Genomic DNA, 25923 nt, shown 5'->3' on the forward strand with positions numbered 1-25923 from the left:
TATTGTTACTGTAAAATAAAATTTGATTATTTTAGATTACGAATAATGAAAAATAGCCCCCTTATTCAAATTGCCTAGCGAAAAAATCACGTTTTAATAGACTTCTTTATCATCCCTACCTTTCTATAAATTACTAGTTATGAAACGAGGATCGTTTCATAACTAGTAATTTACTTGATTATCTTGATGGGTATGGAGTAGTGCCCCTATAAACAAAACCCACCAGAAACATCTAAAATCTGCCCCGTTACCCAGCGGCTATCAGAAGAAGCAAGGAATGCTACTGCATCTGCAATATCTTCAACTTGCCCTATTCGTCCGAACACAGATGAATTCGTAGCAAAATTCCGTATTTCTGAATCATCTAGCAATTTCGCATTCATATCTGTCTTCGTATATCCAGGCATAATTGTATTCACTGTTATACCTCTTTCTCCAAGATGTTTAGCTAGAGGAAGTGTCATCGTATTTAGTGCACCTTTACTTAAACCGTATGCAATGGACCCTGTAAAACCAAGTCTTACTTCCGCTGATGAAATTTCCGTTTGATGAATGCTATACTTATATTTTCATGCAAAAACCAATCATTTTAAATATAGATTTATAGGTAATTTAGTTCGTTCACTTATGATATTATAGTTATAATTTGCGATTTACTTTAGAAAACAAAATAAGGAGGCTACACAATGCAAAACGCCGTAAAACTGGATGAAATCGATCATAAAATTATGAACTTGTTGTATGAAAATGCGAGAATTTCTGTTTCAGAAATAGGTCGAATTATATCCATGACGCAACCTGCTGTAAAAGAACGTATTAACAAGCTTGAAGATCAAGGAGTTATAGCGGCTTATCGAACGAAATTTGAGCCTGCAAAAATTAATAAAAACATTCAAGCATTCATCATGTTTAAAACGAGCCAATGCTCTGATTTTATCCAGTATTGTAATGCAGCTCCTGAAGTAACAGATTTATTTCGAATTAGTGGGGAATTTAATTATATGATGAAGGTCATGAGCGATTCGATGGATTCTCTCGCTACATTTTTAGACTCTTTAATGCAATTTGGCTTGTCATCTCCTTTAATTGTTTTAAAGAGTGAGTTTGAGGAGAAATTGTCGTTCTAATAATGGATACGTATTATCCTCCGCTAACAGTAAAAGCTTTTCCTTTATGAGAAAATCCAACAAAATTAATGATTATTAAACAAAAAAGAACATTGATATTTCAATGTTCTTTTTTATATCTCTACTTATTAATTAGATTGCTATTCGAAAAAAGTACCTTAATCCCCTTACCCTTGATTCCTCTGCGCCTCTCTAAACTCCTCCTTCACCTTCTCTAACAACCCTTCTTCCGTAATTAATCGATACGCCGTATTTGCTAATGCTTTTGCCGATGTAATTAATGCTTTATCTCCAAGTTCTGAACGTGCTGCTTCTCTAAATTCATTCGTATGTGCAATTAAATCATCTGGTCCGATTTTAATGTACGGATGAATTGTCGGTACGACTTGACTTACGTTTCCTGCGTCGGTTGAACCGATCCCTACTCTTTCTTTACGATTCACATCTTCACCTAATAGTTCTAGTTCTTCCGCTACGATATCGTTATATGTTTTTGTTACGAGTAATTCATCGATTTCATTTTGGAATTGATGAATTTTTACTTTTGTACCTGTTGCTAACGCTGCTCCCTCAGCAATGTTTTTTACTTTTTCTGTTACTTCTGCACATCTTTTTCGCGTTGCTGCGCGGATGAAGAATCTTGCTGCGGCATAGTCAGGAATAATATTAGGTGCTTTTCCTCCCTCTGTAATGACGCCATGAATTCTCACGTCTGACGGAAGTTGTTGGCGAAGTGCATTAATACCGTTATAAAGCTGAATAACCGCATCTAATGCGTTAATCCCTTCTTCTGGCGAAGCTGCAGCGTGAGCTGTTTTTCCGTAAAAATGAAAATCAAGTGGATCGACTGCTAGTGAAGGACTCGTTGTTGCTGTCTTTCCGCTCGGATGAATCATAAGCGCTGCATCAATATTTTTAAATAAGCCTGCCTTTACATAACTCGATTTTGCGCTACCGTTCGGTCCTCCTTCTTCAGCTGGTGTTCCGAAAACGACAACTTCCCCGCCAATTTCTTCAAGCGTTTCTGATAATGCGATCGCTGCTGCAACGCTAATTGTGCCAATTAAATTGTGACCACACGCATGGCCAAGTCCTGGTAAAGCGTCATACTCAGCTAAAAATGCGATTGCTGGTCCTTGTTTTCCAGAGCTTTTTCGCGCGATAAATCCCGTTTCATGTCCAGCTATATTGTGCTGCAACTGAAACCCTGCACTACCTAGTAATAAACTTAACGTTCTTGATGCGTAAAACTCTTGGTTTCCAATCTCCGGATTCGCATGAATATCATGACTTGTTTCTATGTACTTTTCCTTATTTCTTTCGATACTCTCTTCAATTGTTTTTCTTTGTGACGCTACTCCTGTCGCTCCCATTTTTCTTCCTCCTTTTATTTTCACGTAAAAAAGCCTCTTTCTAAAAGATAGAAAGAGGCTTCTGTATATACAATCAAAATGAGCTTCTTTCTTATCTTTCAAGTTACCTTGCTGGAATTGGCACAGTATTCATAACGAATCCGCTGCCGAGGTATCATAGGGCCAGTCCCTCCACCTCTCGTGATAAGAATTTTCATAAAATTATATTAAATTATTTTTTATTCTAAGTTCATTCCAAGTAAAAGTCAAGGAATTCCTATCCGAATTTACCGAATATCTAAAAATCCTTTTAATACACCAATTGTCTCAGGTGCTTGCAGTCTTGCACATACGTACGGAAATTCCATACTACCTTCAAACATCATTTGAGATGTAAGCGGTGCGCCTGCCCAGAAGATTTCATCATCAATTACGATAAACGGGAATGCTTTATTTTGTCTTTGTAACTTTACATTTTTCAGTGGAACTGGTCCATCACTATACACTGTTATTTGCGCATTTGTACGCATTAACGCTTGCCATACTCGCTTATCCACTTGTTTTGTACTTGGAAGTGAAATAATAACTTTTCGTTTTGCGGCTAAAATATCTTTTAATAGCCCTTTCGGCTCTTCAAGATTCATTTCCATAAACCAGCGTAAACGTTTCGAAATTTTCCGTTCCCACAATTGTCTTGATGTCGTGCGATCATACACATCTCCGTGACGTTCTATATGAGCTGTTAATTGTGATAACGCTTGTTTTCTCGAAAGGTTTTTACGCATATAATGGCAATCTGATAATTGAATGAACTTCCCTCTCGCCCTTGTCACTGCTACATTGACGAGGCGATGGTTTTTATGGTCAAAGAATAATACGCCAGGTCGTTCTTGCGGATAACTGTCAACCGTATCAAAGATCATCATATCTCTTTCAGAACCTTGGAACTTATGAACTGTCGCCGCTAAAACTGGTATGTTTTGATATTTCGTTCTCTGCAACATTTCTCTAATACACGTCGATAAAAAGCGTGACTGCGCCCTGTAAGGTGTCACAATACCAATTGATTGAACACCGTCTAACAATCCGATTAACATCATTTGCATTGCTACTAAACCAGACATAATGTTAAAACGTGAACCAGAAGCAGCATCTTTTAACGAAAAAGCTCCCATTTGGCTCGTATCAAATAAAACACTCGCTTCATTTGCAAACGGCTGCAATTGCGCAAGTTCTTTACGCTCTGAAACAGACGGATGATCGTATACTCTATTTTTATAAATAAACGAATTCGTAAACTTCGATATATCCGCATGCATACGTCTTTGTTCCTGCAACATAAATAGGTTTGGGTGTGCTTCTGATTTATTAACAGACTCAACAATTCCAGCATGGTAAAACATATCTTCCCCAAGCCATTTGCGAACAAGTTCATGATTTGCCATCGCAATTGGAGGTAACTGTAAAAAGTCACCGCAAACGACGATACGTTTCCCAAGTGAAGCAGCTAATGCAATTTGCGGAACGAACGCCATACTCACCTCATCTACGACAACTAAATCAAATGTACGCTCATAAATTAGCGCATCAATGGCACATTTCGATAAAGTTGCGCCGATTACTTTCGCATTTTCAATATATTCTTTTTCTACTTCTTTAATTTTAGCCTTTTGCTTTCGAAGATCACTTTCAATCTCCTGCATACGCTTCTTATCAGAGGACGTTGCCTTATACGATAAGATTTTTTCACGAAGCTCTTGGCGTGTTTCTTCCAAGTAGAGTCTTTCCTCACCCCATGATCCGTTCGTCGTTTCAACTAACTTAGATGCAAGTAACGTTTCATGATTTCGTATATGTTCATGTTGACTATAACCGTAACGAACAATTTCGCCAGGCGTCCATTTCTTTTTCTTCTCAATTTGCTTCGTTACTTCACTCATTAATACGTCTACTGCCGCATTACTATGAGCTAACACAAGTACCGATTTTCCTTTTTGATAATGGGCCGAAATAATACGTGATAAATTGTAAGACTTCCCTGTTCCCGGCGGTCCCCATACGTACGTTGTCGGATTATAAAACGCGCGATATGCCAGTTCATTTTTTGGATTTTTCATCTTCTCAATATGTTTCGGGCTGCTCGTCCCATCAACAAGACGCTTTATACGATTACGTTTCAGCTTATCTTTACGTGCTTCTTTCAATCGCTCTTGCAGTTGCTCTAAAAGTTGCCACGGTTCACTGTATAAAACCGCTTCTCTTATTTCACCTTGTATATAATCATTTAATTTCAGTTCTATTTCTAATCCATGTACAGATAATACTTCTCCTGTCGCTTCCTCACCATCGAACTCAATTCGAATCGGTGAACCTTCAGGTAAGCTTACTTCCGAAATAAGCTGAAATACGTATACTGTACTTTCATAATCTGTATATAAAAAACGACCATTCATGATAGAAATTTTACTACCACCTATCGTTTTCCAATGTTTAATTTCATATGCTAATGCATAATGCCACTCTTTCATCGTTTCCGATAATGAAGGAGTTTGAGTAGTTGTATTCATCGTATAATCTCCTTCCTTCTCCCCAAACATACTTTCTCACTATACCATATAACACGCTAAAATTTGTAAGGTTTTTATCTTGCTTATTTTCTTAATTTTCAATAATATATTGTGTATAATTTTCAGAAAGAAGGAATCTACATGCCAGTTAGAAGAATAGAACACGTTGGACTTATGGTTGCAAACTTAGAAGCATCTATCTCATTTTATGAAGAAGTAGTCGGCTTACAGCTCCTTAAACGTATGGGGCACCCGAACCCAGACTTAAAACTCGCTTTTTTAGGTGTGGAAGAATCGAAGGAAACGATACTCGAACTCATTGAAGGTTATAACTCTTCTCTTCCGGCAGAAGGAAAAGTACATCACATTTGCTTTAAGGTAGACTCATTAGAGGATGAAATTGAAAGAATACAAAAACACGGCGTAACCTTTTTACTAGGAGAAGAAATCGAAACATTACCAGATGGAACACGTTACATATTCTTCGCTGGCCCTGATGGAGAGTGGATTGAGTTTTTTGAGACGGAGAGATAAAGTGAAACTTTAGTCAGCCCACAATAAACGGGATAATAACTTTATGATTCACATAAGGAGTAGAAACTGATGAATACAGTTTTTATTATCGTTTTTTGGGTACTTATACTATTTCCACTTCTTAATATAATTCTGATAAAGAAGTGGAATATAAGTCCCATTGATCTCATGGGGGTATTTGGCAATTTAAAAATGCTGTTTACTTATAGCACTTTTACGAATGCAAAAATAGCCAAAATACGCAAGCAGTTTCGCATAAAAACTTGCATATTTTAGGCTGTTTAATTGTACTCCTTATTTTGTTAAAGTTACCCGTCAGTTCAATTCCAAAGATCTCAGCTGACGATTAACTCAAGTACCGATTTCGGATGACCCTCATGTGATGAAGTTCGTGTTCTGTATCCGCTACACTATCTGTAGCAACAGTTGCTACCTCATTTTCTTCAACACTTGACAAGGTAAAACCTTCTTTTCAAATTCAAAGAAAAGTTTTTATTTTTCAGCATAAAGCATTATAACTCAACTGTTTTCATACAAAATTTTATGCAAAAAAAGAAAAGCGAGGCTCCCTCATATCCCCGCTACATCAATGATGTATAAAATCCTATATAAGAGATACATAGACCAAAAAACAAGATCCCCTGTACATACAAGGATTCTATGAAATTATTTGCTATCGATAATGGGACGTTATGTTAACTATATACGAATATCATATTCATCCAAAATTGCCCTTATTGATGGTACAATTAAAGTCTTGGAGGGGGATTATGGGAATTATTTTATATTTTGCATTTTATTTTGGAGTACTGTTTCTTATAATTGGTACTGCATTAGTTTTATTTATTATGGCTGCATTACCAAAAATCTGGAGTAAAAATCTATCATTCGTAATGATCGGTTTAGGGATAAATATACTTACTATTCCGTTGTCTTTTTTTATAGGTGGGATGGCAACAGATTCTCCTGATAGTACTAGGTTAGATTTCTGGAAAGGATTTTTCTTTATTCAAAAAATACCGCTCTTTTTACTGAGTTTTTTATTATTTTTAACTGTGGTGTTGTGGTTTATTCGTAAGAACAAGAAAAAAGTAAACATATAGAATTTCAAAACGACTTCCAATAACAAGAATTATGTAAATAAGCTGTCCATGTGGACAGCTTATTGTTTTTTTTGCTTAGCGTGCAAAATTCGAGTCTTGTTGGCGGTACCCCATCGCTATCAAGCTAAGTTCATACAACATCAAAGTCATTACAGCTCCATGAGTGCCTAATACTACTTTCCTTTTAAACATATAATTACATTTCTATTATTTATTTTACCACTTGTACAGATGCTGGTTTCCACCCTTGATTCTCTACCCAATCAATATTAACCTTATATTTTTTATTACTTTGTTTATCTCGTACATTACCGTAGGCTTTATTATTACCATTATTTCCAATAAAATCGAAAATCAATTGGCTCTCTGGAACATCAACAGCATAAGAGATTGCTTTTTTCATCTCACTCCAATCTACTGTTCCTTCTTTAAATTTCATATCAGGTTTTGCTCCTTGCTCTGTACCAATTGGCTTCCATGAAGGATTAGTTTGAGGATCCTTTTCTTGAGATACCGTTTTTTCTTCCTCTTTATTTTCAGTTCCGTTCGTTTTTACCGATTTTTCTACTTTTTGTTTCCCTTCTAACTGTGCTGCTTCTTTATCTTCGCTTTTCTTTTCTTCTATCTTTGCTATTTCTTTATCTTCAGTTTTCTTCTCTTCTAACTTTGTTGCTTCTTTATCTTCAGTTTTCTTCTCTTCTAACTTTGTTGCTTCTTTATCTTCAGTTTTCTTCTCTTCTAACTTTGTTGCTTCTTTATCTTCAGTTTTCTTCTCTTCTATCTTTGCTGTTTCTTTATCTTCAGTTTTCTTCTCTTCTATCTTTGTTACTTTCTTTTCTTGAGCAATTGCTTTCGTTGATGTATTAGAAGGGGTAAACAATTGGTATGTCACTATACCAACTGTCACTAATACCAAAGTAAATGCAATATTAAAAATTGCCTTTTGACGACGATTCTGTTGTTTTTCTTGAAATCTGCTTACTTGTCCCATTCTTCAAACCTCCGTGTTTACTTTCTCCTCTACTCTTTATGTATTATCCCTAAAATTCTTAATATTTTTATTAAACAATAGAAATAAACTACACTTTCCATACAGGATTTCATATCATAATAAAATTTGTGTTTTTTCAAGTATCTGACATATGTTATTCAAAATAGTTTAATACATTAAAAATTGATAAGCTTCTGCAATTAAGAAACCTTCAATTTTATTCAAAGGTGATTCCAATTACGTCCACATTAGATCTCCTGTAGAAAGCTTTTTAACAATTAAACCTCTTCTTCCCTTATTAATAATTTTAAAATTAAATTTCCCTCTATAGTATAATAAAGATGTTTCGTTTTCTAATGGGGTATGTCGTAAAATCAAAAGAGATTTTATCTCTTTTACCTTCTTTTCAGAGTAAAGTTCACCACTAGGAAATTCTATTATTCCTAATGTAATCTTTAATTCGCTCTCATCAAAAGCCCACTCTTTATTAAGTTCTCTTATCTTTTGTATAAAGCTTCTTTTAGTTTGTCCTATATAGAGCAATGTTACATTCTTAGCATATACTCTAGAGATTGCAAATATCCCCTTCTTAGAAGCTTCTTCCCTATTATAAAAGTCATTTATACTATACATGCCATACCACTTAATATGTACTGTTTCTATGAATCTCACCTCGTTTTTAGACAATATTATAATTTCTGAATGTTCAAATTACTATGGGTACATATGCTTGATTACTTGAATTATAAATTGTGCTTTTCAATAATACATTTTATTATTACTAATTTCAATAATGAAGAAAAAATACAATATTATAGTTTAATTACAAAGCTGTATAAAAACAAAGTGATGTCGTGCCACATATTTTCTTTTTTTACAATTTCAAACTATCGTGAACAAAATTTTAAAATTTATGGAATAAAAATATAATGTGTATGTACATACATTTCTATTAATTGAAGAAAAAGAGTAGAAATTTAATCTCTCTACCCTGTTAAAATTATTCAACTCCCAAAAAACTGTACATCTTCTAGAGATACTAATTTTCTAGTTTTGATGTTTTTATAGTGCTTGAGCGTGATATTATTCAAGTTTTTTCATTGATAATGCATAAATACAAACAAAACCAGTAATACATCTTTTCTGTGCCGTACTGGTTTTGTTTAGATCATCTTAAATTGTAGCTAGTTCACCGAGATTGCAAATTCCGATTTCGGTGCCCCAGCGAATACGATTGTTCCGTTCTTCGGCAGTTTCGCCTTGTTATTGCCACTCACGATGCTAAAGTTGATGCAAACTCCCTTCTCATCATACACCGCAAACGAACCCTTTGGTGGCAACGTCACGGTCATTCTTTTCTCTGTTGCCGCTTGTGGAATTGTAAACCATTTCGCATGCCCATTTGCATCCAACGTAACTTTGGATGATTGGCCTATATCAATTGGTTTTACATTTGATTCACTTACGTATAACAATCCAGCCATCTCCATATATTCATTGCCGCCTTCTGTATAGAAATGCGTTTCCGTCGTATCACGACCATTCATCACGGGTACTTGGATCTGATGCACCGCGGTGTTCGGACCTGTAATTTTTCTGCCATCCCAATAGCCTGCTGGGCCTTCCTTGCGAGTAATTTGAGTACTAAGATGTTTCGACTGAACAAGATATTGAATAGAACTAAATTTCTCGTTTACACGATAAAACTTGACACCTTCCCTCTTTGCCCATGCAGCAGCGGTTTTCTTCGAAAGCACGTTATCTTCTAGTTTCTCAGCTAAATAGTGGGTCATCACACTTTGCCCTAAACCTGGATGAGATTTATATGCGCTCTCCTTCAAATAAGTTCTTCCATTCTTCTCGGTTACGAAGTTGAGCTTGGAAGTACCCCCCTCATTAATAAAGCTTCCATCAGCAGTATATACATATTTTTTTTCTGGATTAGATGGTAAGAATAGTTCACCGTTCTTCGTAATTTCAATCTTGAAATGAGTTTCGCTATTACCATAAAATCCAGCTTTCTTTGCTACGCCTTGAGGCATTTTGACTTTGACCGGCTTACCAAAGGATTTGTTCGGCTTGATTTCCTTAATAGTACCTTTTTCTTTAAGCGTAGCGAGCAGCAATTCAGTTGCCATTAGCTGATTTGTAGAGCTCCGTCCACCAGATGTCAATACAGCCGCTGCTATTTTCTGTTCCGGAAGCACGACTAATATAGCATGTTGCAATGCCGTATCGCCGCCCTTAGCCAAAGCTTTGATCCCATATTCACTGAATGGGTATAGTTTCACACTATCCCAGCCAAGACCATAGTTAAAAATATTCTCGCCAGCCCCCGGCCACATTCCTTTTTTATATTCCTCTTGCTCCATTTCCTTAACTACCTTATCAGAGAGGATTCCTTTTCCCTGTCCCATAAATAGTTGTGAGAATCGCACCATATCTTCTGCCGTGGAAGATATACCTCCCGTACCAATAACATTCACCGATTCAATTGGAAGTTGCCCTTGGTACGCCGGGTAATATAGTCCAGCCCGATTTTCATCCCTCCATTTGTCCTGCGGCGTTTTCGTATGATTCATTTTTAAAGGCCCTGTAAAGTTTTGATGTAGAAATTCAGTAAAGCTCATACCACTAACTCTTTCCACCAAAATTTCGGCCAGCGTAAAACCATCGTTACAGTATACCGAGAAAGCACCAGGGTCCGCCTTCAAGTTTTGATTTGACAATTGCTGTAACAAGGTATCATGGGCATAGGTATCATTATCGTTAAATAAAAATGCATTACCTAACGTAGAACCTTGCAATCCAGAGGAGTGATTCAATAACATACGCGGTGTAATACGTTTGTATCGACCGTCCTTCATCTTAAAATCAGGAACATAGCGGACAACAGGAGCATCCAAATCGACTTTTCCTTCATCGACCAATTTCATTACAGCCGTTGTTGCATACATTTTACTAACTGAACCAATCCCTTATAAAGTATCTTTGGTTAGCGGCTTTTCCCCTTCCATATCGTTCTTGCCAGCCTGACCAGACAAAATAAGTTTTCCATTATCAATTAGTGCATACTGCACGCTAGCTGCCCCATGGGACTTCGTAAGTAGCTCCGCTTTCTCTGCTGCAATCTTCTTCAGTTCCTGACTAGCTACTTCTTCACCAGTTACAACAGTAGTCTTACTTTCAGAAAATGCTTTCGCTCCTGTTGGTAGAATCATAGTTACCGCTAATGCAGTGGCTAACACACCAGTTAGCTTATTTTTCATCACGGAATTACCTCCTTAAATAATTGATCGTTTTCATCATTCCTTTGTTTAACTATGAAACTATGATAAATTTTACCCGTTTTTACTTTTAGACTACTTGCTAAATTCAGCAAGTAAAATATTTTTAAAAGAATCAGGAGTATCAGCTTTAAGGCTGTTCAAATTGACTGCCAATGTATGCTTGCCTCCAAGTGTGCCTCCAGCAAAAGTTAAAAAGCCAGGAATGGTTCCTCCATGCCCCCATATCGATTCACCGTTTGAAAGCTTCATTTTGAAAATTCCAAGCCCGGAATCACCAAGCTCATCTACTCCTGTAGGGACTGTTGTAAGCATTTGCTTTAGTTGCTGTTCTTTCAATAACTTGCCCCCAAGTAAATAAGAAAAGAATTTGTTTAAATCATCAGCTGTAGAAATCATATCTCCGGCCGAGCTCCCCATACTTGGGTTATAATAAGTAACATCTTTTGGCTCACTTGCTCCGTCTAATTGGATATATCCACGGGCATGCTTGGTTCCTGGAATGACGCTTGAATTTCCAGGTAAGAATGTATTCGCTAATTCAAGTGGTTCAATAATTCGATTTTCAATCTCTTCCGCATAGCTGTTCCCAGTTACTTTTTCAATAAGAATTCCTAGTAATACATATCCTGTATTTGAATACGACCAGCTCTTTCCTGGGGCAAAATCTGGAGGCATGGATATTCCCATCTTTACTAATCCTTCAGCAGTATAAGATTTTTTTGTATCCATCATATTAAAATCCTTTGACCTTGTGTAATTAGCGATACCACTTGTGTGATTCAATAATTGCCGGATAGTAATCTGTTTATCATCATATCCATTTCCTTGAATGACACCAGGCAACCATTTTTCAATAGAATCGTCTAAATTCAAGCGGTTTTCTCCTGCTAATTGAAGTACAACTGTTGCAGTGAACGTCTTTGTCACGCTGCCAATTCGAAATCGAAAATCTGTTTTCATTGGTTTCTTGGTACTTAGATCCGCTACACCAGCCGCATAACTCCATGTTTTTCCACCCTTAGAAGTTTTAGCAAGTATCCCTGGATATCCAAGTTTCAAGGTATCCTGCATGGCCTCTTTGACGGAATTTCGATCTCTTTGGTTGCTTGTTTGTAACGAACTAGATACATTTTGAATGGACTCCGCTTTTACACTTGAGGTTGGAGTTGTATAAAACAGGGAACCTCCAGTTATTAAAAGGGCTAAACCTGTACATGTAATTTGACGATGCTTTTTCATCAAAATAATCCTCTCCCCTATTCATATTGTATAAATGGTTATTTGCTGTTTGGAACTAATCACACAGCTTTCTTCTTACCCCACTGCAAAAGGACGACATTGAATCTGTAATGTCTCTTTTCCTCCAAACAAGTCTTATTAATTGATTTGTTTTTTATAGAAATATATAGTATTTTTCTCCTCTCACTCTTCTTTACATTTTCATCTTACACAAGGAAAATCTCTTTTTTCTTACCTCTTCCTTACAAATTCCTTACGTTCAAAATCACTTTTATAATTGATTATTTTTTATGCGAGTCCCCTCACCATCAATTTAAGAATTAAAAAAAGAAGGGGATTATCCCCCTCCTTTTTACGCTTGCTCCGACTTTCGAAATTATTTAATATACCCACGATTCAGTTCCGTTAACTTTTCATTGATGTTAAAAATTTTCACTCTAATATCTTTTACACCAGCTGCTTCAAGTCTGCTCTTGTGCATTTCCGCGTATTTTTCAGCATCTTGTTTTTCTTCAAATACATAAATGCCTCCAGCTTCTTTTGTTTCTTCATTCTCAGTCCATATTTTCCAATGGAATCCTTCTTCTTCGTTAATACTTTTTGCTAAATCCCAAAATCCTTTTTCCATTTCTTCACCAAAAGGACCTTCAAACGGAAAATCGACTTGTAATAAATATGCCATTTTCACTCACTCCTATTTTTAATATAAAATTCTTGCCATTCTTTTACTGATTATGATCCGAATGATCGTAATGTCTAAATTCGTATTGCTATTATTATTCAAGCACTAATTTGAGAATCCCCTTATTTGTAACATAATCACATAATGATAGTAACTTGAACGCATAAAGTGAAAGTTTAATAGTTTTCAGTTATGTTTAAAAAATGTGATACAAACTTATCCCTAAACTAAGGACAAACAAAACAAGTGCAGGTATTGCTTTCTTAAAGGGATCTCTCGCTAATACAATTAGAGTTAATGCGGCTGCAAGCATCGTACCAGCTAATAACAATCCTGCCCATAAAGCTATTACTGGAATCCAGATTCCTATCAACATTCCAATCGCTCCTACAATCTCAAAAGCTCCAGTTAAGAAATTAAAAAACGAAGGTAAACCAAATCGTTTGAACTCATCTGCCATTTTCCCGGATATAATTTTCGTTCCTGTCATTAAAAAGAACAGAGACAACACTACTTTTACAATATTGATGAAAATTAAAATAGTAATCACACCTCTCTTATTATTTGGTAAAAACTCAGTATTGTTCAGATAATAGTCACTACCTTTATCCTATTTCCTGAGATTACCCGTATGGAAGTCGCTTCAATTTACATTACCCTTTTCAATATTAAAGGGCTGAAAATTATATGCTATAGCATATATAATACAAAAATTTGACTGGTACTAGGCAAAAAGTGAACCTGAATCAGATATCATACAAAATAAAGCTATCTTCCCATTCCTCAAAACAAACAAAAAATTATGTGCTATAGCATATATAATACCTAAAACAAAGTTTGTTCCTTATGAATAGCATAGCATCAATAAGGAACAAATATTAATAGCGTGTATCATACAATTTGTTTAATAACGATTGTAATACTTTAATTTCTTCCTCGCTCAAATTACTCGTAACGAAATGGTGAGCGTCTTTCACTACAGGCAAGATTGTTTTCTTTAACTCGTCACCTTTTTCAGTTAAAAAAAGGTTATGTGAACGCCTATCTTGGTCATTCAAAGCCTTCTTTACAATCCCTTTTCTCTCCATTGACTGTATCATTCTAACAACAGTAGTTTGATCTTTATCAATAGCTTCCGCCAACTCTTTTTGAGTAGTGCTCCTTTGGCTACAAAGAACACTAATAATCCCCCACTGCTCTGGCGTAACTCCATACGGCTTTAATTTCTTCGTAAAATAATTGGTCATTTTCACGTCAGTACGGTGAACAAGATAGCCTATTAAATCATGTAAGTTCATATATCACCTCTATAAATTAAGATATAAAAGGATATAGCATACCAGTCAATCATTCACAATGAATGTATTTGTTTCACCATATATATGCTATGGCACATATATTAAAGTAGATTATTTTAATTGTCAAATGATTTACCTATTATTTTTCGAAAACAAAATCGCACCCTTAGCTTATAGCAGGAATAACTAATCTGACGTATTTCTCTGGCGATTTCTCCCCTGTCGTTTTATGATATTCTAATAACATTTGATAAAATATGGTATCTACAGACTGTCAAACACCTTTCAAGATACCTCGTCCAGTTCTTGCTGTTACAAGATAAACAGCATATAATCAGTTAACCACCCACATTAGCAACGAAAACATAAAGAAAAGGCATTCCAAATATGAAACACCTTCTTTCGTTTTATAAAACCATCCACTTAAATCTATTTTACAAATATAACATTCAACACGCTGAAATCTTCTATTTAACGTAATCACTCATTTAACTAAAAAACTTAGTTAAATGCACAATGCTCTTCTCACTTTTCTTGCAAAATTTAGTGGATCATCAACGTCTTCGATATTAACGTAAATCAAATTTGGATCATCACATAACCACTCATTGTGTATAGACGAAACGATTATTCCTTGTTTAATAATTGTCGCCACAAATTCAGTGACTTCTTTTTGTAAGAGTGCTACTCGGCCTAGGCATAATGCCCGTCCAGTTTTATTGTCTCGTGATTCGAATGAAAAGGAAGTTGTTACTCTAAAACGTTTTCCTAAGATTGTTGCTCGTATTTCATCCCTGTTTATTGTTGCCACGCATTTCCCACCGGCGAATCCTTCTTGCCCGCCGATAATTCTTGCAAACTGTTGACAAATTAATTCATCATTAAACGCCATACCTTTAATCATCCCCCCTTTTACTGTTAGGTTATGAATGAATACATAGGTCTGAAACGGTAATGAATCTAATCTATAAAAAAATGATGGCAATCTACCGAGAGCTATTAGCTCAATTATTCTTGATCGTATGAATTGTTATCAGAGTTTAAATGGTGCAGAATTTTCATTTTATGTTTAATGGGCATTGGAGACTGAAAGCAAAACTCAGCTATTATATGGTAAGACATTTTTAAAAAGCATAAAAAAGACACCCTAAGGTGCTATCCTCCGACTTGAGAATCGTATCTATGTATGGAGAAATTTAGAAAAGACAAATACAAAAGAGAAGATTCTAACTATAATTTATAGAACTCTTATGCCATGAATTACTTACATATTTCCTTATTTACCAGAAGAAGAATCTCAGTTACATTATTTTCTGAACAGTCTCGTTAAAGCCATCCCAAGAAATCCAATGCCCATTCCTATTAGCCATCCAGTTTGGGCATTACCTAACATAGATCCCACTCCTCCACCAAGAAACATACAGCCAACGAATACTAATCCTCCAATTCCCCAATTCGGCCGTTCCATAATTCAATCACATCCTTTCAATAAAACATATGCGATTAGCTCCCTCAACTTTCTTCTATAGGATAGTTCATTATTTTGCTTAGGTTTAGCGCTATCAGGGAATTCGAAAATTTCTCTTTTTTATATAGACCATTCATTTGCCACATTTCTGTTTACTTATATTTTTTAAAAGAAGGTTTCCATTCTGTTAAATCCTGATAAACAAACGTTATATTGTTACATATTTCCTCTACAACTTCGTACATACGTTTCATATCACTAGTCGTAAATAATATAGATCCTTTGCGTTGAGTGCTATCTACAATAGGTGGTATGATGTCTCCCTCTTTTAGTAATAGATCAATTAATACGACCTCGGATATGTTACTTAACTCCTTATACTTGATTTCTTTTAAGCAACCTGGTTTTGGAATCAAGCTTAAAGACATAGCATGACATTTTGAAGATACACATCTAAATTCATCTATAGTCTCAGTAGCTAACGCATCATAATAGTATCCAAATTGGGATATGCCGGTTGTTAGTTCCACCATCTTCCAGATATTACCACCACCTATCCTAACTTGAGATTCTATAATTATCGGCTTATTTTTTTTGTCTATCTTTACTTCTGTATGAGTAATGCCGTTTTCCATTTGCATGTCGTCCAAAAATAGCATTACTTTTTCCATAATTAATTGTTTTTGAGATTCATCTATAGGTGCTGGCATAATAGTATAGTTTATTATAAACGTACCTTCTTTAAATACTTCAGCTGATATCGCTAGTATAGAATGTTTTTTGTTATAAGAAACGGCTTCGACCGTATAAACTACATCACCTTCAATGTACTCTTCCACTAAAACAGGTAGTTGAATACCATTTTCTTCAAAAAATACCTCTACGTCATCTCCCGTGTCTAGCTTAGATACACCTTTACCACCTGCGCCAATCGGGGGCTTTATTATAATACTATCTTTTTTGTTCAAAAATTCATTAATGTCTTCAATAGTATTGCAAACTGTCGAATCTATCGAAAAGTCTTTACCTGCTAGCATTTCACGCATCATGTCTTTATTGCGGGTTATCATATTAGCATTGTAAGAAGGCCCTTTAACATTAAAAATCTTTGCAATTATGCAAGCTGTATCTAATGCTGTTTCGTTGAAAGATACAACCACATCAAATGGTTTCTCTTTGAATAATTCTTCAGCATAGTATATAGACAAGGGTATATTTGTCGTGTCTAATTCTTTTTTATAGAAACATTTTTCTAAGATAGTCCCATCAAAATATATGTGTTTAGCGTACGATCCTATGTACGAAACAATATAGCCACTGTCTAATGCATCTTGTATAGGCTTTGTCCATCCCCCTATAAATAAAATGTGGGGTTTATTTTCTATGTCAGTTCCTTTTAATACCTTATGCATCACAATCATCTCCTCTAAAATGAACTCGTATATTCAATATCATTTCCTTTTGATACGCCACGTCTTAACAACGCCACTAAACAAAATGTTGTTCCGAATCCCCCTATGAATAACGTAGTTTGAAGCCCAAATATTGAAACTAAAAATGCACTAGCAAAACTTCCTAATGCCCAAGCCCCCCAATTCAGCGTACGTTGTACAGCATTTACTCGGCCTAGCATGTGACTTGGTGAGGCAAGTTGTCGTATGGTTGCAGCGTAAGGGCCAAATACACCTTCTCCCATACCATGTATGATACTTGCAGCTACTATACCGATAATGGTTCCCATATATCCCATTATCGGTATAAAGGCCAAACCAGTAACTGATACAGTAGCGCTATAAATAAGCATTTTTGTATTATTAATTTGTTGACTTTTTTTCATGAGTATCGTGTTACCTATTAAAAATCCCACCGCTGCTGAGCCTACAACAAACCCTATTTCAAGTTCAGATAGACCCATTACCTTATACAGGAATATTACTAAAATACTATTTAGTATGTATTTAAAAAAACCGTAAACAGCGCCACAGGTTACAATTGGTTCTAATACAGGGTGTTTTTTAAAATATACCAAGCCTTCATATATGTTTTGGTATATGGATTTTATATTTACGTCTTTTAAAGAGCCCTCTGTATGCGGTTTAAACTTGGAAATAAATAATACAAATGCAAAACAAACAAAATACGTTACTGCGTCAATAGTAAAAGAGCCTGTTAATCCAAATAGAGTAATGATGATTCCTGCTAGCATAGGACCAATTACTACAGAAAGAGACTCCGAAAGTGCTAGTTGAGCATTTCCTTTTTTTAAATAGTCTTTATCTGTTACTATTTCAGGTAAGAAAGAAGGAATGGCAATGTTGTAAAACGTGGTAAATATCCCATTTAAAAACATGATAAATACCAGTAAAGGGAACGTTATAATATTTGTTACAGTCAGTATGAATACTGATAAAAACAATACTCCTTGACATAAACTACAAATTAGCAAGACATTTTTCCTATGAAAAATGTCTATTAAAGCACCGGCTACTAACCCGAAAATTAGGTAGGGTACAAATATAATCCCACGAAGCATGGCAGCATTTGCCTCGCTTGTTTGTAGCACCTCTAATGCAAAAAGAGGCAAAGCTACCATTGTAAGCTGGGTACCTAACAAACTTATAGACTGTCCTAGCCAAAGCTTGTGAAAATTAAAACGTTTGCTATCTTTCATAATATCCCCCCACTAAATTCATATTTATAAATTATCAAGTTAACGATATAAATAAGAACAGGAAAAGCCTATCTTTCAACTAATGTCTGTACCACATAAAAATTCGAAGCCTAATATAAAAGCGATTTTAGTTTCAAAATGAAGACTTGATCTTTAAAGCTCTCTTGGCTATTAAAAAGCTCATTTTCCGATTTTATGTCACTTTGAATCACCTCCAGCATCAGTATAACCTTGAAGGCACGCTGTTGTACGCATTTTGGAATGTAACAGCAAGATATCAAAGTTACGATGACAAGTTTTTATGTAATTATACGTAATCAAATCTGCACGATTTGAGGAAAAGAACAATCTGTGAATCTAAGGTATTAAGTTTGAATTCAACTCGTCACAAATATACATTTGGATTGGAACGATACTTTTATAGCGGTGATATATCAAGTTACCCTTTCCTAGGATTCTTCAGAAAGAACAGCGTATTTTTTCATATTAGGTGTTATTTTGTTTTGTTAGTTTAATAGCGATGTAGCACTCCCCTTTCAAAATAGTAAAGTATAAACATGAAAAAACTCCAAACAAATTTTGTTCGGAGTTTTTTCAAATACGCGATATTTATTTAATCTTCATTATCAATTTCTATTGTACCTGTCCTTGCACTAACTTTTAAAATATTTAACAGATTATCAGGTGTCTTGATTTCCACTTCATATTCAAATTTTGATTGTGCTAAGTTGTCATCTTCTAATTCGAATTCTTTTTTCACATTCATAATTTCTCCATTTGTATGAGCTAAAGAAATTTCACGAACTTGTTTCTCTGTGTAGTTTTCATTCTTTTTTGCATAATTGTAACCCATGCCATAATATCCACTAATAATAGCAATACCACTTACTAAAATAGCAATTACACTTATAATTATTTTCTTTTTATATTTTAACATTTTCATCCACTCCTTAATGATTAATCATCTATTCCAAATCTTGCTTCAAGTGCATTTTCTGCTTGCTCTAATTGATCTTCCAGTATATCGTGTTCTTTTTCTTGCGTTTGATATTGCTCAACAGTTATCGTTCCAGCGTGATAATCTGCTTCTAGCTGATTATCAGATAGATCTATCTTGTCATCCAGTTGGTCAATTTCTTTTTTTACTGCTAAGTACGTATTTAGGTTTTCTTCTTTTGCTCCAACTGGTTTCGTGTTATTTGCCTTTTCTACAATAGATGTGACTTCGGTTTTGAAATCTTGTGTTTGCTTCGTATCATTCGTAGCAGGCCCTATTTTGCTTGGTTCTTGTTGTAATTGAGCGACTTCTTTTTGTAATTTATCATTTTCCACTTTCAGTTGTTGTACTTCTGTATTGTTATCAGCTTGAGTAGAACAAGCTGTTAAGAATAAACAGGACATTGCTCCAATCAGCATCCATTTTCCCATTCTGTTTTCCTCCCTTTACATGTGCACCTTATCCTTGCCTTTATATTACTGAACAAACATTAAAGGAAGATTAATATACAAAAAAATAAAGTGAAGGCTTTTACAGGCAGTTAATCCCTACCTCCCTCGCATTCACCGAATTTTGAGGGAGGAGTCTTACTGCCCGTTAATGCGGGATAAAATGATATAATTAACTAGTTTCTAATCTTTCTTTAATGTTTTGGAATTATAGTGATACATATTAATAAGAAGAAAAGGAGAATGTTAATGCGAGTTCTTATCGTCGAAGATGAACAAGACTTACAAAATATATTGGTGAAACGATTAAATGCAGAACATTATAGTGTCGATGCATGTGGGAATGGAGAAGATGCCCTGGATTATATAAACATGGCTACCTACGATTTGATTGTCCTTGACATTATGATTCCCGGAATAGATGGTTTACACGTATTACAAAGATTACGCGCGGACAATAATGCAACTCCTGTCTTGCTTCTTACAGCTAAAGATACAATTGATGATCGTGTAACAGGACTCGACTTAGGTGCAGATGATTATTTAGTAAAGCCGTTTGCTTTTGATGAACTGTTAGCAAGAATTCGAGTGTTAATGCGAAGAAAAACAGGAAATACATCTAATGTGTTTGAAATCGCTGACCTAGTGGTAGATTGCAATATGCATAAAGTAACAAGAGGAGACCAAGTTATCACTCTTTCCAGTAAAGAATTTGCTATTTTAGAATATATGATTCGTAATAAAGAAGTTGTGCTGACACGAGATAAAATTGAGCAACATGTGTGGAATTACGACTATGAAGGCGGATCGAATATTATTGATGTTTACGTCCGCTATCTGCGTAAAAAAATTGATAGCCAGTTTGAAACAAAGTTAATTCATACAGTGCGCGGAACTGGTTACGTATTGCGAGTAGAATCATGAAAAGACTATCAATAAAAATGAGAGTGACCCTGTGGTATACGGGGCTAATTGTAATTATTATGGCACTCGTGTTAGCTTTTATTTTAACTTCTTCAGATAAAATTTTGCTTTTTAATATGAAAGATCAATTAAAGAGCACAGTAAAAGAAAGCATGGAAGATATCGAATATAAGCATGGGCAGTTAAAGATTGACGATGATTTTGAAACCTTAGAAGATGGAGTAAATATTAGTATTTATAGTAAACAAGGTGAGCTGTTGGTAGGACATAGTCCAACAAGCTTTAATAAAAAGATATCGCTTAAATCCGATGAAATACAAACCATTAAAGACGGCAATAAAGAATGGATAGTATATGATTTTCTCCATAATGCAGGCGGCGATGAGCAAGTCTGGGTTCGTGGAATAATGACTATGAACCAATTATCCTCAACGATAAATACGCTTATCGTGGTAACAATCATCTCATTCCCATTACTTATTCTTATTGCGGCATTCGGGGGATATTTTATCACGCAAAGAGCTTTTCGACCTGTGCAACAAATGAGTGATTCAGCTAGTAAAATTGGTGATGGTAAAGACCTTTCGAAGAGAATTAATTTACAAGGTTCACCGAAAGACGAAATATATCATTTAGCACAAACCTTTGACAAAATGTTTGTGCGATTGGAGACATCATTCGAAAGTGAAAAACAATTTACATCTGACGCATCTCATGAATTAAGAACACCAACATCTGTTATTATTTCACAATGCGAATACGCTTTATCGCAGAGGAATCACCCGAAAGAAATGGAAGAATCGTTAGAAGTAATTTTAAAGCAATCACGTAAAATGTCCGCTCTAATCTCACAACTCTTATTATTAGCAAGAGCTGACCAAGGAAATCATAATACTTTCCAATTTGAATGTATCAATATGAGTGAATTAACGGAAATCGTTGTAGAAGAGCTTTCATTAATGGTTCAAGAAGCTTCGATTGATATAACAACTAATATAGAGGAAGACCTATTTATTAAAGCAGATCAAACATTGATGATGCGTTTATTAATGAATTTACTAACGAATGCGATTGCTTATAGTAAAGCGAGCGGAACTGTGCATATGCAACTATTCCGTGATGAAACCAACATAATAGGTAAAGTCTCCGATAATGGCATCGGCATCAGCGAGCAACATATTACTAAAATATGGGACCGCTTCTATCGAGTTGACGCAGCACGAACATCTTCAAACATCGGAAACACAGGTTTAGGATTGTCGATGGTAAAATGGATTGTCGAACTACATGGAGGAGAAATTACGGTTGAAAGTAAATTAGGAGAAGGCAGTACTTTTACATTTAAACTACCAATTGAAAAAAGAGCATAATTTATACGTGTCTGTCGCTTCAGAATAAAGATTGATTCAAAGGCTCTCAACAATCCTTATGTAAAAATAACTGACGCATTTTAAACATCATCGATTTTATCATTTTGGACAACCTATTCTGTTAAATTAATATACATGCGAAAAAACTATCAAAATAAAACCCCAGAAATCCAATGGTCTCTGGGGCTTCATTATATATTTAGCTCTTTTTGCTTTTTGTTTTGTTTATGTCTATACAGTAACTTTCGACTTATTAGAGAAATCACTAATAAGGTCAGAATTAATAAGATAAGTTGCATAAATGATAAATCAAAATATTTAGCACCTGTAGCGATTAAAAGTGTAGAAATCGTGCCTTTTACAACGAAAAAAATAATAACCCATAATCCGCCTTTTTTCCAGTTCATTTTATATTACCCTTTCCTACGTTTAAATTCTTAAAATATTTAATGATAGTTCGTAAATATGACAACTTAATAGAAATCTATTATATTAACAAAAAATTCATGTCTAATTAAATGCGACGATTCTATATTAAGTGAAAATGATATTCATTGTCAATTTTATTGATTATTTGAATACTTATTCTTAATCTCTTTCTACTTTGTTTCTTATAAGCAATACACTCTTGTATTCAAACAAAAACACCTCCATTGCATTTGCACACTTAGTATGCGAATGCAAGAGGTGTTTATTCATATACCATCAGATAAGATTTCCTGCTTTGTTTATTTCTTGATACGTAGCTATTTTCTAGTACACGATAACTGGATCATACGTGTTCAAACTATCATATACAGTTTTTGCAACATTAGGAAGAAGGTTCACACATCCACCTGATCCTCCTGTTAAATAAGCATTATTTCCCCAGTCTTTCCGCCAGCCGGCATCGTGGAATCCTTGACCACTATTTGTGAATGGAACCCAGTAATCTACTTTAACCGCATAATCAGCTTTTCCTACTGCGTTACCTCTTAGCGTATATGGTGTTCGTTTATATAGGACGTACCACACACCTGGTGATGTATCTTCACCAGTACTATGTTTACCAGTTACTACATTTGTTGTAACAACTAATTTTCCATCTTTGTAAATCCAAATTTGTTGCTCTGCAATTGAAACTTCCGCATACGTGTCTCCGATGCCATTATTCGCTGTTGTTTTATAACCGATACCTTCCTTCTCCCAACCATTTCCGTGAATATTAGAAGCAGAAAGCGCCTTTTCGCCTTTCTCAAAGGCTTGTTGAACTTGTTTAGTTTCTTTTTCAACATCTAGTGCCCAGCCGTAGCCTTGCCCTTTTACTGATATGACTGAACCGGAATGCGTTTTAAATGAGAAATCTTTATTTAATGTTGATTTGGCATTATTAATTTCAGTAATTTTCTTCTTAATGTCACTCGCATCAATTGTAACTTTCATATCCTTTGACATAGAGGCATTTTGAATTAAATCTTTCGCTTTTAAAGGATAAACTTCATCCTGCACTTTATACTCAACAGACTGCCCAAGAAGATTCTGTAGTGCTTTCTCCTCTTTTTTGACAATCGGATCGTCTTCTTTAATAGGTTTTATGTATGCAGACTTCAGATGAATTTCGCTTTTAGATTTTTGCTTATCGTAATCTTTCAGTAGACTAGTAACGTCATACTGTTTTCCTTCAACACTTTTCGAAATAACAATTTTCCCTTGTTCTAGCTTCGCCATAGCATCTTGAGGCGCTTTTAATTTTTCATTCATAGAGATGAGCGTTTCTTCTACAAGTTTTTTCATCGTTTCACTACGATACTGATCTGCCTTCTCTGGTAGTAATGAATAATTTTCTCCCTTTGAGGAAGGGAAAAATGTCCACTGACTTTTTAATAGTTTCTTAACTTGAGGCAAATCTTTTTCCGTAAGTTCCGTTTTTGTATCTTTTTCATCTAAAATTTGTTGTTGATCAACATAGACTTTGTTTGCTAGTCCAGATGTCTTTAATTTTTGTATTGCCTGATTAGCGCTCAGACCACCAACTTTTGTGTCATTAATTGTAACATTCGAATTGAAGTGAGTTGCCTGATAATAACTCATTCCCCCAATAAGAAGTGCAATTACACCAATACCCGCTGCGATAAACTTCCAATTTGTATAACGTTTTTTTGATCTTACTCGTTTTTGATCAATTTCTTCAACTGATTCATTTGTTGTATTGTTGTTCATCAATCTTTCCCCCGTATGCATTAACGTCAAACGATTTTCAACTAAAATCATAGACTAGTGTACCTTATTTTTCCTAAAATTTCATTATTTCCGACCACATTTTATCGCAATTTAATGATTTAATTTAGATTTTTTAATAGTACGATGCATTGAACAGCCCTTTACAAGTCATAAAGTGAAACTTAAATTAACCGTCACACCAAGATATTTAGCTTAATATTCTAGGGGGAAATTTTTCTCTTTACGTAAAATACGAATTATATTATCCATTTTCATGAACATCAATCCCTAATTTTGTCAAAAAAATAAACGATAGTCCTTCTACATTTTTGATAAAAGGACTATCGTTTTTTCAGTTAGAGTATTTGTATAATCGTTTAACTTTTTATTTCCTGAAGGTCTAATGTGATGAAGATGATGAAATTTCATCTCATAGCCTTTAAATGAAAAACATTATTTTTTTATGACAATCAAGTTTATTTTTATAAATTAAACCCTTAGCTTGATGCCTTCCATATATCCAGCAGCCTAAGATTAAGTAAGAGTCTGTTCAACTAGATTTTTTCTAATATTTTTAGGAGCATCTTATTTCAGCCTCGTCATATTACACTAATTGAATTTAAAACAAATCCGTATGCTATTTAGTAAAATTTACGATTCGAGACATAATTATTGCAGTAGCCAAGATAATAATAGCGGTTATCAAACCAGATTCTCCAATCCAAATCTCAGTTTGATCTCCTGTACTTGCACGTGCGAAAAGTCCTTGAATAACGGCATTCCAAGTAGTATGAATGATAACCGAAGGCCAAACGCTACCTGTGATAAGTCGTAAATAAGCTGTAATATAACTGAATGGCACAATACAAAAATAGATGCCAAGTACTGAAAGTAGGGCAGATGTTCCTTCTACATATAGACCAGCAATAACAATTGGAACATGCCACGTTGCCCAAATCAATCCGCTAATAAGGATTGGGCGTGAAAACTCTGCATCGATTAGTCTTGTAAGCATATAACCTCGCCAACCCATTTCTTCTCCCATAACTGGAATTAAGTTAAGCAAGCTACCTAATACTCCGCTCAATACTACTATAAAAATGAAACTTAATGGTATCGGTAGATACTGAAATCCAAGTATATTGTAAATAGTTTCTAGCATACCACCTTGCGGGGGCTGAAACCTCGCAATTCCGCTCAACCAGGCGATAGAATAAGTAATTCCACAAATAATCATAGGTATTAGCAGAGCAAAACCAATCCCCTTCCATATCTTTAAGTTACCGAGACTAAAAGATACATCTTTAAACCCTTCTTTCAATATTATGCGAGTCAAAATAGAAGAAAATGCCGGGGTAAACATATATACCACAATAAGCGGCATACTTTTAGTAATCATTACTAGTACATTTAGGATAATAGAAGTAATAGTTAAGATACTTAGAAAAAGTTGAAGTCCTATTTTAGCACGATGGATTTTATCTTTATTGTGGAACGATTTTGCGTGTAATAACATTGTAATCCGCCCTTCCCCTTTTATTCATTTGTTTATCAAATTTACTTCCTGTCATTTCAACAGCTACAACTTAGAATAAAAATATTTTGACATACAGATCATTCATCTTTAAAATCCCTCCCAAATTCATAATCTAGTCTTACTTG

22 protein-coding genes, 2 pseudogenes and 1 riboswitch are annotated in these 25923 nt (G+C 35.0%); of the genes and pseudogenes, 5 read left to right on the forward strand and 19 right to left on the reverse strand.

All coding sequences use genetic code 11. The features are described 5' to 3' along the window. Positions 1–206: 206 nt before the first annotated feature. A pseudogene (locus MHH55_RS09910) lies at positions 207–539 on the reverse strand (SDR family oxidoreductase); the annotation flags it as partial. 147 nt (positions 540–686) lie between these two features. Between MHH55_RS09910 and MHH55_RS09915 the strand changes: the two are divergent. After that, positions 687–1127 (forward strand): Lrp/AsnC family transcriptional regulator, encoded by a 441-nt coding sequence (locus MHH55_RS09915; RefSeq protein ID WP_001178564.1) that lies wholly within the window; start codon positions 687–689, stop codon positions 1125–1127. Positions 1128–1294: 167 nt separating this feature from the next. On the opposite strand, the gene MHH55_RS09920 is transcribed toward MHH55_RS09915, so the two are convergent. Then, positions 1295–2500 (reverse strand): M20 family metallopeptidase, encoded by a 1206-nt coding sequence (locus MHH55_RS09920; protein WP_078187616.1) that lies wholly within the window; start codon positions 2498–2500, stop codon positions 1295–1297. An 88-nt stretch (positions 2501–2588) separates the two neighbouring features. Beyond that, positions 2589–2690, reverse strand: a riboswitch (SAM riboswitch). Positions 2691–2766: 76 nt separating this feature from the next. Next, positions 2767–5076: an AAA domain-containing protein gene (locus MHH55_RS09925; RefSeq protein ID WP_139362521.1), complete on the reverse strand. Its 2310-nt coding sequence runs from the start codon at positions 5074–5076 to the stop codon at positions 2767–2769. Between the two features lie 111 nt (positions 5077–5187). Between MHH55_RS09925 and MHH55_RS09930 the strand changes: the two genes are divergently transcribed. Both MHH55_RS09930 and MHH55_RS09935 read left to right on the forward strand, forming a co-directional pair. Further along, the gene (locus MHH55_RS09930) at positions 5188–5580 is read left to right on the forward strand and encodes a VOC family protein (protein ID WP_001145268.1); all 393 of its coding nucleotides are present in this window, start codon (positions 5188–5190) and stop codon (positions 5578–5580) included. 770 nt (positions 5581–6350) lie between these two features. Beyond that, the gene (locus tag MHH55_RS09935) at positions 6351–6683 is read left to right on the forward strand and encodes a hypothetical protein (RefSeq protein WP_000511402.1); all 333 of its coding nucleotides are present in this window, start codon (positions 6351–6353) and stop codon (positions 6681–6683) included. A gap of 211 nt (positions 6684–6894) precedes the next feature. Here MHH55_RS09935 and MHH55_RS09940 read toward each other — a convergent pair whose 3' ends face one another. The 13 genes and pseudogenes from MHH55_RS09940 to MHH55_RS10000 form a co-directional block, all read right to left on the reverse strand. Continuing rightward, positions 6895–7674: a YrrS family protein gene (locus MHH55_RS09940; protein WP_078187614.1), complete on the reverse strand. Its 780-nt coding sequence runs from the start codon at positions 7672–7674 to the stop codon at positions 6895–6897. Positions 7675–7911: 237 nt separating this feature from the next. Next, on the reverse strand, positions 7912–8346 hold the full coding sequence (locus MHH55_RS09945) for a hypothetical protein (RefSeq protein ID WP_002164503.1): 435 nt from the start codon (positions 8344–8346) through the stop codon (positions 7912–7914). Between the two features lie 512 nt (positions 8347–8858). Continuing rightward, positions 8859–10943 (reverse strand): annotated as a pseudogene (locus MHH55_RS09950) (serine hydrolase domain-containing protein). A gap of 93 nt (positions 10944–11036) precedes the next feature. Then, positions 11037–12203 (reverse strand): serine hydrolase domain-containing protein, encoded by a 1167-nt coding sequence (locus tag MHH55_RS09955; RefSeq protein WP_078187012.1) that lies wholly within the window; start codon positions 12201–12203, stop codon positions 11037–11039. 376 nt (positions 12204–12579) lie between these two features. Next, on the reverse strand, positions 12580–12885 hold the full coding sequence (locus MHH55_RS09960) for a monooxygenase (protein WP_000323757.1): 306 nt from the start codon (positions 12883–12885) through the stop codon (positions 12580–12582). Between the two features lie 196 nt (positions 12886–13081). Next, positions 13082–13432, reverse strand: coding sequence for a DoxX family protein (locus MHH55_RS09965; protein WP_074555409.1), 351 nt, complete (start codon positions 13430–13432; stop codon positions 13082–13084). Positions 13433–13763: 331 nt separating this feature from the next. Continuing rightward, positions 13764–14183 (reverse strand): MarR family winged helix-turn-helix transcriptional regulator, encoded by a 420-nt coding sequence (locus MHH55_RS09970; protein ID WP_078187011.1) that lies wholly within the window; start codon positions 14181–14183, stop codon positions 13764–13766. A 505-nt stretch (positions 14184–14688) separates the two neighbouring features. After that, positions 14689–15087 carry a DUF1259 domain-containing protein gene (locus MHH55_RS09975; protein WP_078187010.1) on the reverse strand — a complete coding sequence of 133 codons (399 nt, stop codon included), beginning with the start codon at positions 15085–15087 and terminating at the stop codon, positions 14689–14691. Between the two features lie 402 nt (positions 15088–15489). After that, positions 15490–15651 (reverse strand): hypothetical protein, encoded by a 162-nt coding sequence (locus MHH55_RS09980; RefSeq protein ID WP_000441009.1) that lies wholly within the window; start codon positions 15649–15651, stop codon positions 15490–15492. 152 nt (positions 15652–15803) lie between these two features. Beyond that, the gene (locus tag MHH55_RS09985; protein ID WP_078187009.1) at positions 15804–17072 is read right to left on the reverse strand and encodes an ATP-grasp domain-containing protein; all 1269 of its coding nucleotides are present in this window, start codon (positions 17070–17072) and stop codon (positions 15804–15806) included. Positions 17073–17077: 5 nt separating this feature from the next. Further along, positions 17078–18322: an MFS transporter gene (locus MHH55_RS09990; RefSeq protein WP_078187008.1), complete on the reverse strand. Its 1245-nt coding sequence runs from the start codon at positions 18320–18322 to the stop codon at positions 17078–17080. A 613-nt stretch (positions 18323–18935) separates the two neighbouring features. Continuing rightward, positions 18936–19259 (reverse strand): PepSY domain-containing protein, encoded by a 324-nt coding sequence (locus MHH55_RS09995; protein WP_078187007.1) that lies wholly within the window; start codon positions 19257–19259, stop codon positions 18936–18938. A gap of 20 nt (positions 19260–19279) precedes the next feature. Continuing rightward, positions 19280–19750, reverse strand: a complete 471-nt coding sequence (locus MHH55_RS10000; protein WP_078187006.1) for a hypothetical protein — start codon at positions 19748–19750, stop codon at positions 19280–19282. Between the two features lie 267 nt (positions 19751–20017). Here MHH55_RS10000 and MHH55_RS10005 point away from each other — a divergent pair, with 267 nt between their 5' ends. After that, positions 20018–20692: a response regulator transcription factor gene (locus MHH55_RS10005; protein ID WP_001264516.1), complete on the forward strand. Its 675-nt coding sequence runs from the start codon at positions 20018–20020 to the stop codon at positions 20690–20692. Next, positions 20689–22062, forward strand: coding sequence for a sensor histidine kinase (locus tag MHH55_RS10010; protein ID WP_078187005.1), 1374 nt, complete (start codon positions 20689–20691; stop codon positions 22060–22062). The genes MHH55_RS10005 and MHH55_RS10010 overlap by 4 nt, the downstream gene beginning before the upstream one ends. Before the next feature lie 191 nt (positions 22063–22253). Here the strand turns inward: MHH55_RS10010 and MHH55_RS10015 are convergent, their stop codons facing one another. From MHH55_RS10015 to MHH55_RS10025, 3 genes are all read right to left on the reverse strand, one after another. Further along, entirely contained in the window at positions 22254–22469 is a 216-nt protein-coding gene (locus tag MHH55_RS10015) for a hypothetical protein (RefSeq protein ID WP_078187004.1), read from the reverse strand. Positions 22470–22815: 346 nt separating this feature from the next. Further along, positions 22816–24261, reverse strand: coding sequence for a L,D-transpeptidase family protein (locus MHH55_RS10020; RefSeq protein WP_139362469.1), 1446 nt, complete (start codon positions 24259–24261; stop codon positions 22816–22818). 637 nt (positions 24262–24898) lie between these two features. Then, on the reverse strand, positions 24899–25777 hold the full coding sequence (locus tag MHH55_RS10025) for a CPBP family intramembrane glutamic endopeptidase (RefSeq protein WP_078187002.1): 879 nt from the start codon (positions 25775–25777) through the stop codon (positions 24899–24901). Between the last annotated feature and the right edge of the window lie 146 nt (positions 25778–25923).

Source organism: Bacillus sp. FSL K6-2944 (assembly GCF_038005385.1).
Lineage (GTDB): Bacteria > Bacillota > Bacilli > Bacillales > Bacillaceae_G > Bacillus_A > Bacillus_A cereus.